Origin of the sequence: Streptomyces sp. NBRC 110028 (assembly GCF_001417735.1) — a bacterium.
Lineage (GTDB): Bacteria > Actinomycetota > Actinomycetes > Streptomycetales > Streptomycetaceae > Streptomyces.
The window spans coordinates 20252-34034 of sequence record NZ_BBUZ01000040.1 but is presented as its reverse complement, the minus strand read 5'-3'; the positions used below and the strand labels follow the sequence as shown (position 1 = coordinate 34034).

Annotated in this window: 10 protein-coding genes; 2 read left to right on the top strand and 8 right to left on the bottom strand. The window is 72.5% G+C overall.

Annotated features, from left to right (window positions below; genetic code table 11):
- Positions 1-135 precede the first annotated feature (135 nt).
- Together ASC60_RS31090 and ASC60_RS31085 are read right to left on the bottom strand one after the other, a co-directional pair.
- The gene (locus ASC60_RS31090) at positions 136-1869 is read right to left on the bottom strand and encodes a PucR family transcriptional regulator (protein WP_055556813.1); all 1734 of its coding nucleotides are present in this window, start codon (positions 1867-1869) and stop codon (positions 136-138) included.
- A gap of 177 nt (positions 1870-2046) precedes the next feature.
- The gene (locus ASC60_RS31085; RefSeq protein WP_055556812.1) at positions 2047-4260 is read right to left on the bottom strand and encodes a hypothetical protein; all 2214 of its coding nucleotides are present in this window, start codon (positions 4258-4260) and stop codon (positions 2047-2049) included.
- A gap of 270 nt (positions 4261-4530) precedes the next feature.
- Here ASC60_RS31085 and gabT point away from each other — a divergent pair, with 270 nt between their 5' ends.
- Complete coding sequence (gabT, locus tag ASC60_RS31080; RefSeq protein ID WP_055556810.1) at positions 4531-5880, top strand: 4-aminobutyrate--2-oxoglutarate transaminase; 1350 nt, start codon at positions 4531-4533, stop codon at positions 5878-5880.
- A gap of 259 nt (positions 5881-6139) precedes the next feature.
- A complete protein-coding gene (locus tag ASC60_RS31075; protein WP_055556809.1) occupies positions 6140-6814 on the top strand; it encodes a phosphatase PAP2 family protein in 675 nt (224 codons plus the stop codon).
- 213 nt (positions 6815-7027) lie between these two features.
- Here ASC60_RS31075 and ASC60_RS31070 read toward each other — a convergent pair whose 3' ends face one another.
- From ASC60_RS31070 to ASC60_RS31045, 6 genes are all read right to left on the bottom strand, one after another.
- Entirely contained in the window at positions 7028-7789 is a 762-nt protein-coding gene (locus ASC60_RS31070) for a phosphotransferase family protein (RefSeq protein WP_055556808.1), read from the bottom strand.
- A gap of 164 nt (positions 7790-7953) precedes the next feature.
- Positions 7954-9411, bottom strand: coding sequence for an FAD-dependent oxidoreductase (locus tag ASC60_RS31065; protein ID WP_079038735.1), 1458 nt, complete (start codon positions 9409-9411; stop codon positions 7954-7956).
- A 5-nt stretch (positions 9412-9416) separates the two neighbouring features.
- Complete coding sequence (locus ASC60_RS31060) at positions 9417-10211, bottom strand: ABC transporter permease (protein WP_055556924.1); 795 nt, start codon at positions 10209-10211, stop codon at positions 9417-9419.
- 8 nt (positions 10212-10219) lie between these two features.
- A complete protein-coding gene (locus ASC60_RS31055; RefSeq protein ID WP_055556922.1) occupies positions 10220-11113 on the bottom strand; it encodes an ABC transporter permease in 894 nt (297 codons plus the stop codon).
- Positions 11114-11166: 53 nt separating this feature from the next.
- The gene (locus tag ASC60_RS31050; protein ID WP_055556806.1) at positions 11167-12321 is read right to left on the bottom strand and encodes an ABC transporter ATP-binding protein; all 1155 of its coding nucleotides are present in this window, start codon (positions 12319-12321) and stop codon (positions 11167-11169) included.
- A 28-nt stretch (positions 12322-12349) separates the two neighbouring features.
- The gene (locus ASC60_RS31045; protein WP_055556804.1) at positions 12350-13597 is read right to left on the bottom strand and encodes a spermidine/putrescine ABC transporter substrate-binding protein; all 1248 of its coding nucleotides are present in this window, start codon (positions 13595-13597) and stop codon (positions 12350-12352) included.
- Between the last annotated feature and the right edge of the window lie 186 nt (positions 13598-13783).

The following is a 13783-nucleotide window of genomic DNA, read 5'->3' as shown; positions in this document are numbered from 1 at the left end:
TCTGAAGTGGTGGGGTGATGGTGCGGTTGTCTCTCCCCTCCCACCGTAGGCGCGTGGGACGCGCGGCGCGTTTGTCCGGGGCGGCGCAGTCGGCGCCCGCAGCGCACCGCAATGGCGTGGCGCCCTGGGGCCCCCTCAGGACGACTTCAGCGTGGGGGTCGCCGGGGCCGTGGCCTTCAGGGCCAGCCAGAGCTCCATGCGGACATCCGGGTCGTCGAGGGAGCGGCCCAGGATCTCCTCCACGCGGCGCATCCGGTAGCGCAGGGTGTGCCGGTGGACGCCCAGGTCGGCGGCGGCCGCGTCCCACTGGCCGTGCCGGGACAGCCAGGCGCGCAGCGAGGCGACCAGGTCGCCGCGGCCCGTCGCGTCGTGGTCGCGCAGGGCGCGCAGCATGCCGTCGGCGAAGGCCCGTACGGCGTCGTCGGCGAGCAGCGGCAGCAGCGAACCCGCCGCGACGTGCTCGTGCTCGACCAGCACCCGCCCGCGCCGCCGGGCCACCGACAGGGCCTGCTCCGCCTGCCGGTAGGCGGCCGCGGCCGCGATGGGGCCCGCCGGGGCGGACAGGCCGATGACCAGGTCGCCGCACTGGGTCGCGGCGGCGCCGCGGTCGCGGGGGCGGGTCGCCGTACCGCGCCGGCTCTCGATCCCCTCGGCGTGCTCCGTACAGCCTGCGACCGCGGCCCCGCCGTCCGGGGCCAGCACGATCAGCCGCTCGCCGTCGGGCACGACGAGCACCGCCTCGCCGGCGCGGGCCGCGGCCGCCTCCATGGCGTCGACGAGCACGCCGAGGGGATCGGCGCGGTCCGGGTCGCCCGCGCCACCGCTCGCATCACCGGCCGCGGATGCCTCCGCCGCCGTCTCGTCCGTGGCGTACGCCGTGTGCGACGCCTGCCCACCGCCGCCCGGCACCGCCTCGGCGACCAGCATCCGGAAGGGGGCGTCCAGCAGTTCCCCGTACAGCCGCCCGGCCACCGCCCGGGCGTGGTCCGGCTCCCCCGCGAGCAGCATCCGCAGCACGGCGGTGCCCAACCGCTGCTCGGCCTCCCGCAGGGCCCGGGAGCGCTCGGTGGTCAGGGTCAGCAACGCCACGGCCGAGTGCACGGCGTAGCGCTCGGCGGTGCCCAGCGGCGCGCCCGTACCGACCGCGAGGACGCCCCGGGTACGGCGCCCGGTGCCCAGCGACTGCAGCTCCACCCGGTCCGTCGCCTCATCGCCCGCCTCCGCGCCGCTCCCGCCGACCACCACGCTCGCCGGGGCGGGGCGGGCGCGCAGCCGCTCGGCGTCCGCCGTATGCCGGGCGGCGCGGCGGGCCGCCCAGTCGGGGGCGGCGGCGACCACGGAGCCGGAGGCGTCGTAGAGCGCCGCCCAGCCGTCGACGTGCGCGGCGAGCCGGGCGAGCAGCGCGGCGGGCCCCTCGGCGCCGATCGCGGCGCGGGTCAGCTCACGCTGCGCCTCGAACCCGGCGGTCACCGCGCGGTACTGGTCGGCGGCTATCGCCGCCGAGACGGCCTTGCTGATGGCGATGAAGGGCGTACGGCGCGGCACCACGAGCAGTGGCAGCCCCTCCTCCTTCGCCGCGGCCACGAGCGCCGCCGGCACCTCGTCGTACGCGACGCCGACCGCGAAGCCCAGCCCCACCACCCCCGCGCCGACCAGCCGCCGGACGTAGCGGGCCATGGCGGCCGGGTCCTCGGCGTCCAGCTTCATCGCGGTGATGAGCAGCAGCTCGCCGCCCTCCATGTACGGCACGGGGTCGGCGAGCTCGCTGACATGGGCCCAGCGCACCGGCGTCTCCAGCCGGTCCTCTCCCGCGAGGACGGACAGCTTGAGCGCGGTGTGGTGGACGAGTGAGGCGAGCGTGGGAGGCATGGCACCTTCGATGCGGATGCGACGACGAATGCGACTGCACGGACTGCGACTGGACGACTGGACGGGATGCGACTTCACGAAATGCGACTTCACCGCCCCGTATGAACGGCTACTGCCGATTCTGCCTCAATGGACGAATCCGCGGTATCCGCGCCGTTGCCGTACGGCGCCGGCCGGTCACCCGCGCAGATCCACCAGCACCGGCGGCCCGCCCTCGCCCCGCACCGACGTCACCGACAGCACCGCGTGCCCGGCGGGCACCGAATGCGCCAGCTCCGAGGCGGACCAGCGCTCACGCTCCACCTTCCGCACCGTCACGGACTGGGTCGTGACGGCCTTCCCCGTCACGACCTTGCGAATGAAGTGCAGGACCTTGGTGAACGGCTCGTCCGAGATGATCTGCCGGTCCGTGACATCCCGGGTCTCGACCCACTCCGTGCCCCACACCTCGGCGAACCGGGCCCCGTCCCACGTCGTCACCCCGGCGCAGGCCATCCGGCACCCGACCGCCCCCAGCAGGGCACTGCGCAGCGCCTCGGGAACGTCGTCGAGGGTGCGGAGGGTGAGCACCGCGCCCGCGTGGGCGGCACGGAGGCGCTGGATGCCGCGCAGCGCCTCGGGGGTGATGGTGTGCGACGCGTCGTCGAGGACCAGGCAGGCGAAGAGCGACCGGTCGGCGCGGCCCACGGCGCACTCGGTGAACTGCGCGAGCACGAGACGGGCCAGCATGCGGGACGCCTCGGCGTGCCCGCGCTCCGGCAGATCGATCCGTACCCGCAGCGGGTGTTCGAGGGCGCGGAGGGAGAACGGACGGCGGTCGCCGGTGGTGTCGAAGAAGTCGGCGAACGCGGGCCGGTCCAGCAGCGCGATCCGGTCGGCCAGCAGCGCGCCGACGTCCCCGGGCGCACCCGACTGCCGCACCCGCGCCTCCAGCTCCCGCGCCTGCGCCCGCTCCCCCGCCGCCTCCAGCGCCTCGCGCAGCGCGCCGACCGCCGTCTTCGCGCCGTCGAGCAGTTCGCGCAGCTCCGGCACGGCCGGGAAGCGGCCGTGCGCGGCGCGATAGGGGCCGAGCAGCTGGGCCAGCGCCGTCGCTGCCCGGCGGCTGTCGCCGCCGGGCAGTGAGGCGGCCATGTCGCCGATCAGCGCCTCGGCGAGGATGCCCGCGGCCTCGTCGGGGTCCGTGGTGCCGCCGTAGAGGTCGAAGTCGTAGACGGAGTCGGGCCGGCCGATCTTCACGACGACGTCGAACGCCTCGTCGGTCCCCAGGCCCGCCCCCGCCGCCCCCACGGCCACCACCGCGACCCGCCCGGCGAGCGCCTGCAGGCACAGCGACTCCACGACGGGCCGCACCAGCCGCCCGGTCTTCCCCGACCCGGGCGGCCCGACGGCGAGCAGCGAGGTCCCCAGCACATCGGGATCGAGCGCGAGCCCGGCGCCGCGGTGCTGATACGGATTGCGCAGATCGTCGAGGGCGGTCCCGAGGCGGACCTGGCGGGTGAGCAGATCGTGCTCGGCCGTGCGCGCGGGGAGGTCCCGGGCGCCGGACGGATGGCCGTGCGAGGCGGCGCCGTGGCGCAGCACGGTGTCGGTGAACGCGGCGAGCGAATTCCGTCCGGCGCGCACGGACTGCCAGGCGTGCTCGATCCGGGCGTGATCGACGTCGTTCATCGCCCCGGCCCGCGCGTCGGCCGCCAGCCGATCAGCCGCCCCATGCGCCCCGGCGGCCCGCAGATGCGGCCACTCGACGGGGTCGGCCTCGGGCCGGCTCGGCTCGGCGGCGGCGTCCGTCTCGTCCCAGGCCCGCCGGAAGAGGGGCGTGACGTAGCGGCGCCAGACCTCGCCCCAGTGGCCGACGCGGCCGAAGAGGACGGCGATGGCGCACGCGAAGATGCCGTAGTAGATGTACGCCGCAACGACGTAAGCACGGTCACCCTTCCGCTCCCACGAGTCGGGAGTGAACAGGTCCAGCGGCCACAGCCAGTACCACCCGAGGTACCCGTTCCAGAGCAGCGACCAGACCAACCAGCCGCAGAGACCGGCGATCAGCGCGCCGCTGATCAGACGTCGCCCGGGAATCCTCTCCGGATCCTCCGGCGGCTTGGGCTTGTGCCCATACCTCCACACCCCCGGCCCCGCCTCCTCGGAGCGCGGCGCCCGCAGCCATGCCGCGAAGGACGGCCGCGCACCCGAGACCGTCGCGGACGGGGTCGGGGGTGCCGCCGACGGCATGGGCGGCGGCGCCGTCGGCCGGGCCATGGCCGTCGCGGGCGCCTGCTCGGGGTACGGCTGGGCATACGGGGGCCGGTCAGGCACCCGCGGTGGGGCAGGCGGGATGGGCGGGGGGGTGGGTCGTCGGGTGTTGCGGGAGTCGAACGTGCCCTCGGTGTCCATCTGCTACCCCTTGCCCCCTGACCGGCTGTGCCTCTGCGTTTCGCGCCACCGCGCCACCGCTCAATCTAGTGTTCCCGCCCGGGGAGTTCAGCGACCCCACCGGGGTGGCACCTCACAAGGTGCCGGGATGGCGCCGGGGCCGCGGCTATGGCCGTCGCGGACAACGCACCCCACCCACTGCTCCCGAACGGAACATGCCGCTTCGCTCGCCGCGCGCCTAGCCTGCGAGTAAAGCCCCTGTCACGTCCCTTTCTTTCCGTGGAGTACCTCATGACCGAACTGTCCGGAGGCCCGTCCCTCCCCCAGGAGCGTCGCGTCGTCACCGCGATTCCCGGCCCGAAGTCGCAGGAGCTGCTCGCCCGTAAGAACGCGGTGGTCGCCGGCGGTGTGGGCAGCGTGCTGCCGGTCTTCACGGTGCGCGCGGGCGGCGGGGTGATCGAGGACGTGGACGGCAATTCGCTGATCGACTTCGGTTCCGGCATCGCCGTGACGTCGGTCGGCTCCAGCGCCGAGGCCGTGGTGCGCCGGGCGTCGGCGCAGCTGGCGGACTTCACGCACACCTGTTTCATGGTGACGCCGTACGAGGGGTACGTGGAGGTCTGCGAGGAGCTGGCGCGGCTCACGCCGGGCGATCACGCCAAGAAGTCGGCGCTGTTCAACTCGGGCGCGGAGGCGGTCGAGAACGCGGTGAAGATCGCCCGCGCGCACACCAAGCGCCAGGCGGTCGTCGTGTTCGACCACGGCTACCACGGCCGGACCAACCTCACCATGGCGCTCACCGCCAAGAACATGCCGTACAAGAATGGCTTCGGCCCCTTCGCGCCCGAGGTCTACCGGGTTCCGCTCGCCTACCCCTACCGCTGGCTGACGGGCCCGGAGAACTGTGCCGAGGAGGCCGCGGCCCAGGCCATCGACATGATCAGCAAGCAGGTCGGGGCGGAGAACGTGGCCGCGATCGTCATCGAGCCGGTCCTCGGTGAGGGCGGCTTCATCGAACCGGCCAAGGGCTTCCTGCCGAGGATCGCCGAGTTCGCGAAGGACAACGGCATCGTCTTCGTCGCGGACGAGATCCAGTCCGGCTTCTGCCGCACCGGCCAGTGGTTCGCGTGCGAGGACGAGGGCATCGTGCCGGACCTGATCACCACCGCCAAGGGCATCGCGGGCGGGCTTCCGCTCGCCGCCGTCACCGGCCGTGCCGAGATCATGGACGCGGCGCACTCCGGCGGCCTCGGCGGCACCTACGGCGGCAACCCAGTGGCGTGCGCGGCGGCGCTGGGCGCGATCGAGACGATGCGCGAGCTGGATCTCAACGCGAAGGCCAAGCGCATCGAGGAGGTCATGAAGGGCCGGCTGTCCGCGATGCAGGAGAAGCACGACGTCATCGGCGACCTCCGGGGCCGCGGCGCGATGATCGCCGTCGAACTGGTGAAGCCGGGCACCAAGGACCCCAACCCGGAGGCGACGGCGGCCGTCGCCAAGGCCTGCCACGCCGCCGGGCTGCTGGTCCTGACCTGCGGTACGTACGGGAACGTGCTGCGTTTCCTGCCGCCGCTGGTGATCGGGGAGAACCTGCTGAACGAGGGTCTGGACGTCCTCGAGGGCGCCTTCGCCGAGCTGTGACTGTGGGTGGATCGTCGAGCCGCGTGAAGAAGATGTGCGGGGCCGATGACAGGTGGGTGATCGGCCTGTCCGACAGCCTCTCGCTGCCGTACGGTCGTTGCAGATGAGAGAAACACCCCGCTCGCAGGGGACTGCGGGCGATGCCGAGCCGGTGCTTCCCCAGCCCCGACCCGGCTGTGCCCTCGCGCACACCACTGGAGCCTCCGGCTCCGGATCTCCTCACCGATCGGACGGCCGCCCGCCCCAAACCCCCCGGGGCGTGCGGCACACCGATCGCCACGCCGGCCCCGGAACCACCCCCCCTGTTCCGGGGCCGCCGTCTGTCTTCCTCCGGGCGCTCGCCCTCCCCACGGTGCTGCTGGTGATCTTCGCGCTGTGCGCCTGGCAGGTCGCCGCCCACGGCCCGCTGTTGACGCTCGACGAGCGGCTCGGCCGCGCCATCGCCGGATCGCCCCTCCCCTCCCCCGTCGCGGAGTTCCTCGCCGACCTCGGCAATACGGCGGTGGCGCTCCCGGTCCTCGGTGTCGCGCTCGCCTGCGCGGCGTGGCGCTCCCCGGCCGCAGCGCGCCGCTGGCCGGGGCCGCTGGCCGCCACGCTGGCGATGGCGGCGGTCCCGGCCCTGGTCGCGCCGCTCAAGGCGCTGATCGACCGCCCGGGCCCGCCCGGCCCGCTGGCGGACGAGACGGGGTTCTTCCCGTCCGGCCATGCCGCGACGGCGGCCGTCGCCTACGGCGCGGCGGCCGTGCTGCTGCTCCCCCTCCTGCGCGGAGGGCTCCGGGGGTGGCTGATCGGCGTCGTCGTCCTGCTCAACCTCGCGGTGGGGGTGGGTTTGGTCCGCCGGGCGTACCACTGGCCGCTGGATGTGGCCGGGAGCTGGTGTCTGTGCGGCTGTCTGCTGTGGGCGGTGCTGCGGGTGCGCCAACAGACCGGGTAACCACCGGCGGCAACCGCAATTGACGTCACCCCACTGATCCCTCTGATCCGGCCGCCCCGCCGATCCGCGGCAAGCGCGGCCGGCCACCGCGCCGTCATCCGTTGGCGGCGACTCCACACCGCGCTTTGTGGGAGCAAGGGCAGGTGATGCACCCCAGGAGATGGCCTGCTCGATACGTCAGAACGCACTCGCAGCAGCCGGGCCCGCGCGGCCTCACATCCGGGATCTCAGCACGTCGACCTCACAGCCCGGCGCGAAGGGGTCGAAGCCGTGCTCGATCAGCGAGCGAACGATCAGCAGGCTTCGCATCGACCACCACGCGTGGATAACGTCGCGGTCGATGCCGGTGCCGTAGCCGGCGATGACGTCGTCGAGGTGCTCCTCGTGTCCGAGCGTGAAGGTGGCGAGGTCGTACAAGGCATCACCCTGGCCCGCCTCGGACCAGTCGATGATGCCCGTGACCTCATCGCCGTCGACGAAGACATGCGCGATCTGCAGGTCGCCGTGAGTGAACGCCGGAGTCCACGACCGAAGCGCGGCCTCGGCGACCTGGCGATTGCGGGTGACCAGGTCCGCGGGCAGGGCGCCGTTCGTCACGAGCCACTCGCACTCGTCGTCGAGTTCCGCAACCAGCGCGACGACGCTCCGCCCGGCCCGGCCCGGCCCGGCCGGGCCGGGCCGGGGCGGCAGCGGCGCGTCGTGCAGCTTCCGGAGGGTGGCACCCGCCGCCGCCCACGCCGCCGACGACCCGGCCGACGGCCCGCCGAGGCGCCCGAGCGTCGTGCCCGGGAGTGCGGCGGTCGCGAGCACGGACGGCTTGCGCCACAGGACCTCCGGGGTCGGGACCGGCGCGAGGGACATCGCCTCGATCTCGGCGTCGATGCGCGCCTGATCGGCGTCCACCTTCAGGAACACATCGCCGACGCGCAGGGTCGCGCGCTCGGAATGGGCGACGACGACTTCGACCTCATCCATGGGCGGCCAGTATCCCGGGAGTGATCGCCGATGTCGCCGGGTTTCTCACGTGCGATGACGCGGCTGACCGCGTCCCGCTATCCGGCGGCCTCGTGCCCGATGCCCCCCTCCGACCGGGTAAGTCCACCACTTCTGTCAGGAGTCCTTGAGCGGGCAGAGGGACCTCAGCTGTCGAAGCCCAGCCCCATCCGGTCCATCGCCTTGAGCCACAGGTTGCGCCGTCCTCCGTTGGCGTCGGCCCGGCTCATCGACCACTGGGTGAGGCCGATCCCCGCCCAGCGGACCGGTTCCGGCGGGAACGGCAGCGGCTTGCTGCGCACCATCTCCAGTCGGGTCCGCTCGGTGTGGTCCCCGGCCAGCAGGTCGAGCATCACCTCGGCGCCGAAGCGGCTCGCGCCGACGCCGAGGCCGGTGTAGCCGAGGGCGTAGGCGACGCGTCCGCCGTGTGCGCTGCCGAAGAACGCGGAGAAGCGGGAGCAGGTGTCGATCGCGCCGCCCCAGGCGTGGCTGAACCGGACGCCCTCCAGCTGCGGGAAGCAGCGGAAGAAGTGCTGGGCGAGGGTGCGGTAGGTGGCCGGGTGGTGGTCGTATTCGGCGCGCACCCCGCCGCCGTAGCGGTAGACGATGTCGTGGCCGCCCCACAGGACGCGGTGGTCGGCGGTGATGCGGAAGTAGTGGAAGTGGTTGGCGGTGTCGCTGAGGCCCTGCCGTCGCCGCCAGCCGATCGCGGCGAGCTGGGCGCCGGTCAGCGGCTCGGTCATCAGGGCGTGGTCGTAGACGGGGACGATGTACGGGCGGACGCGGCGTACCAGGGCCGGGAAGGCGTTGGTGGCGAGGGCGACCCGCCGGGCCCGTACCCGGCCGTAGGGGGTGCGCACCAGCATGCCGGGGGTGCCGGTTCCGGCGCGGCTCAGCTGCTCGGCGGGGGTGTGTTCGTAGATCCGTACGCCCAGCTCGGCGCAGGCCCGCTTCAGGCCCCAGGCGAGCTTGGCGGGGTGCAGCATGGCCACGCCCCGGTGGTCCCACAGCCCGGCGAGGAAGGTGGGCGAGTCGACCTCGGCGCGCACCGCGTCGCGGTCCAGGAACCGGGGCTCGGTGATGCCGAGCGCGGCGGCCCGGGTGGCGGTTTCGCGCAGTTCGGCGATCTGGTGGGGCCGGGTGGCGACGTCGATCTCGCCGGTGCGCTCGAAGTCGCAGTCGATGGCGTAGCGGGCGACGGCGGCTTCGATGGCGTCGAGGTTGCGGTGGCCGAGCCGTTCCAGTGCGGCCAGTTCGTGGGGCCAGCGGGCGGCGCCGTTGCCGAGGCCGTGGGTGAGGGAGGCGGCGCAGAAGCCGCCGTTGCGGCCGGAGGCGGCCCAGCCGGACTCCTGGGCCTCGACCAGGACCACGTCGCGGCCGGGGTCGCGCTCCTTGGCGGTCAGGGCGGTCCACAGTCCGCTGTAGCCGCCCCCGATGACGAGGAGGTCGCAGCGTTCGCCGCCGACCAGGGCGGGGTTCGGGCGGGGCCGTCCGGGGTCGTCCAGCCAGTACGGGGTGTAGGCGACGTCGGCGAGGGCTTCCAGGACGGGCGGTCCGGGAGCGTCGCTGCCTCCGGGAGAGCGGGGCATGGCGTCTGCGGCCATGGTGGTCAGCTCCTCTTTCGGCGGGCGCCGGCCAGTTGACCGGCGAGGACGCACAGCACCGCGAGGGCGAACATCGCCGTTCCGATCACGTTGATCTGGACGGGGGTGCCGCGCTGCGCGGATCCCCACACGAACATGGGGAAGGTCACGGTGGATCCGGCGTTGAAGTTGGTGATGATGAAGTCGTCGAAGGAGAGCGCGAAGGACAGCAGCGCACCGGCGGCGATGCCGGGCGCGGCGATCGGCAGGGTGACGCGCAGGAAGGTCTGCGCCGGGGAGGCGTAGAGGTCCTGGGCGGCCTGTTCCAGCCGGGGGTCCATGCTCATGACGCGCGCCTTGACGGCGGTGACGACGAAGCTCAGGCAGAACATGATGTGGGCGATGAGGATCGTCCAGAAGCCGAAGCCGACGCCCATGTTGAGGAAGAGCGTGGCGAGGGAGGCGGCCATGACGACCTCGGGCATCGCCATCGGCAGGAAGATCAGGCTGTTGACGGCGGGGCGGGCCCGGAAGCGGTAGCGGGCCAGCGCGAAGGCGATCATGGTGCCGAGGACGGTCGCGCCGAGCGTGGCCCACACCGCGAGCCGCAGGCTCAGCGCGAGGGAGCCGCACAGGTCGGCGACGCCGCACGGATCGGTCCAGGCGTCGGTGGAGAACCGCTGCCAGGCGTAGTTGAAGCGGCCGTTCGGCTTGTTGAACGAGAACACCAGGACGACGACGTTCGGCAGGATCAGGTACGCGAGGGTGGCGAGCCCCGCGAGGACCACCAGGTTGCGCCGTATCCAGCGGATGAGGGGCATGAGGGCCATCAGACGAGATCCTCCGTCCCCGCCTTGCGGATGTAGACGGTGACCATCGCGAGGATCGCCGCCATGAGAAGGAAGGACAGCGCGGCGGCCGTCGGGTAGTCGAGTACCCGCAGGAACTGCGACTGGATGACGTTGCCGATCATCTTCTGGTCGGTGGAGCCCAGCAGCTCGGCGTTGATGTAGTCGCCCGCGGCCGGGATGAAGGTGAGCAGGGTGCCCGCGACCACGCCCGGCATGGACAGCGGGAAGGTGACCCTGCGGAAGACCGTGCTGGGGCGGGCGTAGAGGTCGCGGGCGGCCTCGTGCAGCCGGCCGTCGATGCGTTCCAGGGAGCTGTAGAGCGGCAGGATCATGAAGGGCAGGAAGTTGTACGTCAGCCCGCAGACGACGGCGAGCGGGGTGGCCAGCACCCGCTGCCCCTCGGTGATCCCCAGACCGCTGGTCACGTCAAGGATGTGCAGGGAGTTCAGCGCCCCCACCACCGGGCCGCCGTCCGCCAGGATCGTCTTCCAGGCGAGCGTGCGGATCAGGAAGCTGGTGAAGAACGGCGCGATGACGAGGATCATGAGCAGATTGCGCCAGCGGCCCGCGCGGAAGGCGATGAGGTACGCGAGCGGGTAGCCGAGCAGCAGGCACAGCACGGTGGCGGTGGCCGCGTACAGCACCGAGCGCAGGAACTGCGGGGCGTATTCGGTGAGCGCGTCCCAGTAGGTCTGGACGTGCCAGGTGACGGTGAAGCCCTCTTCGAGGGAGCCGGTCTGGACGGAGGTCGACGCCTGGTAGACGAGCGGGGCCGCGAAGAAGACCAGCAGCCACAGGATGCCGGGGAGCAGCAGCCAGTAGGGCACCAGCCGCTTGCGTACGGACGTCTTGCGGGGCATCTTGCGGGGCATCTTGCGGGGTGTGGCACGCGCCGCGGGGGCCGTGTCGCGCGTCTCCGTGGCCGTCACGCCGCCTCCTCACCGGAGCCGTTGCCCGCGGCGGTGCCCTGGGCCGGGTCGAGGCCGAAGGTGTGGGCCGGGTTCCAGTGCAGGACGACCTCGGCGCCGGGGGCGAGCCGGGGGTCGCGCTCGATGTTCTGCTCGTAGATGGCCAGTTCGGCGCCGTCCGGGGTGGTCACGACGTACTGGGTGGAGACGCCGATGAAGCCGGCGGCCGCGATGCGGCCGGTCATCCGGTTGCGGGTCGCGGGGACGGTGCCGGAGTCCTCGGCGGGGGTGAGGGAGATCTTCTCGGGGCGCACCCCGACCAGCACCGTGGCGCCGGTGCGGACGGCCGCGCGGCATCGCCCGACGGGCAGGGTGAGGCGGCCTCCGGCGGCCGTGAGCAGGAGGTCGCCTCCGCTCTTGTCGGTGATCTCGGCATCGATGAGGTTGGAGGTGCCCAGGAAGTCGGCGACGAAGGTGGTGCCCGGGCTCTCGTACAGCTCGGCCGGGGCGCCCAGCTGCTCGACGCGGCCGCCGTTCATCACCGCGACCGTGTCGGCCATGGTCATGGCCTCCTCCTGGTCGTGGGTGACGTGGACGAACGTGATGCCGACCTCGGTCTGGATGCGCTTCAGTTCCAGCTGCATCCGGCGGCGCAGCTTGAGGTCGAGCGCGCCCAGCGGCTCGTCGAGGAGCAGCACCCTGGGGTGGTTGATCAGCGCGCGGGCGAGGGCGACGCGCTGCTGCTGGCCGCCGGAGAGCTGCTGGGGCTTGCGGCGGGCGAGGTCGCCGAGCTGGACGAGGTCCAGCATCTCCCCGACCTGCTTCTTGACGGACTTGATGCCGCGTCGGCGCAGCCCGAAGGCGACGTTCTCGTAGATGTCGAGGTGCGGGAAGAGGGCGTAGCTCTGGAAGACGGTGTTGACCGGCCGCCGGTGCGGCGGGAGGGCCGTGATGTCCTCCCCGGCGAGCCGGATGGTGCCGGTGGTGGGCTCCTCCAGTCCGGCGATCATGCGCAGGGTGGTGGTCTTGCCGCAGCCGGAGGCGCCGAGCAGGGCGAAGAAGGAGCCGGCGGGTATGTGCAGGTCCAGCGGGTGGACGGCGGTGAAGGACCCGTAGGTCTTGCCGATCCCGTCGAGCCGGACGTCGCCGCCGGTGGTGGTGGGCTGGGTCATGGGGTGGGCATCCTCGCGTGTCAGGCCGTCAGGCGCCGGTGAGCTTGGCGAACGCGTCCTCGAACGCCGTCTCTTCCTTGCTCGACAGGGAGCGGAAGGCATGGGACTTGGCGGCCATCTCCTCGTCGGGGAGGATCAGCGGGTTGTCCGCCAGCGCCTGATCGATCTTCGCGAGTTCGGCGCGTACGCCGTCGACCGGGCAGACGTAGTTGATGTAGGCGGCGACCTTCGCGGCGACCTCGGGCTCGTAGTAGTAGTCGATGAGCCGTTCGGCGTTCTTCTTGTGACGGGCCTTGGCCGGGATCAGCAGGTTGTCGGTGGCGGTCATGTAACCGGCGTCGGGGACGGCGAGTTCGATCTCCGGGTTGTCGGCCTGGAGCTGGATGAGGTCCCCGGCCCAGGCCATGCAGGCGGCGAGATCGCCCCGGGTCAGGTCGCCGGTGTAGTCGTTGCCGGTGAAGCGGCGGATCTGGCCGCGGTCGGACGCCTTTTGGAGGCGGGCGATCGCCGCGCCGAAGTCGTCTGCGGTGACGTCCTCGGGCCGTTTGCCCATGTCGAGAAGGGTCAGCCCGACGGTGTCGCGCATCTCGGTGAGCAGGCCGACCCGTCCCCTCAGCCGGGGGTCCTCGAGGAGCTGGGAGACGGAGGTGACGCTGCGGCCGCCGGTGGCCTTCTTGTTGTATGCGATGACGGCGGGGATGCCGGTCCAGGGATAGGAGTGGGCGCGGCCCGGATCCCAGTCCGGATCGCGGAATTCCGCCGCCAGGTGCGTATAGGCGTGGGGCAGGTTGGCCGCGTCCAGGGTCTGCACCCAGCCGAGCCGGATCATCCGGGCGGCCAGCCAGTCGGTGACGCAGATGAGGTCGCGCCCGGTGTCCTGGCCCGCGGCGAGCTGCGGCTTGATCTTGCCGAAGAACTCCACGTTGTCGTTGATGTCCTCGGTGTACTTCACCGTGATGCCGGTGCGGCGCCGGAACGCCTCCAGGGTCGGGCGGTGGCCGCCCTTGGTCTGGTCCATGTACTCGGTCCAGTTGGAGAAGTCGACTCGCTTCTCCTCGGCGGAGTGGTCGTCGGCGGCGCCGGCGGCGCCGGTGCGCCCGGCGGGCGGGATACCGCAGCCGCTGAGCGCCCCGAGCCCGCCGACGGCGAACGCTCCGGCGCCACCCGCGCGCAGCAGCCCACGACGGCTCAGCGCCATGCGGCCGCCGGTCACACTGCGCCGGATCGCGGCGAGCTGCGGCGCGGACAGGCTCTCGGGCTCGTGCCGTGACTCCATACGCTGTGCCCCCTCGGCGAACCGCCGCTCCGTCGGACCGCATCGCTGATCCATCGCCTGGTCTCCTCCGCCGGACCTCCCTCCGAGGGGGAAGGCGGCGTAGCTCCAACCGGAATTGGAGGCTGATACTGACAGAGCTACCCCACTTCAACAAGGGATTCCGTTGCCGCTTTTTGGTTTCTCGAC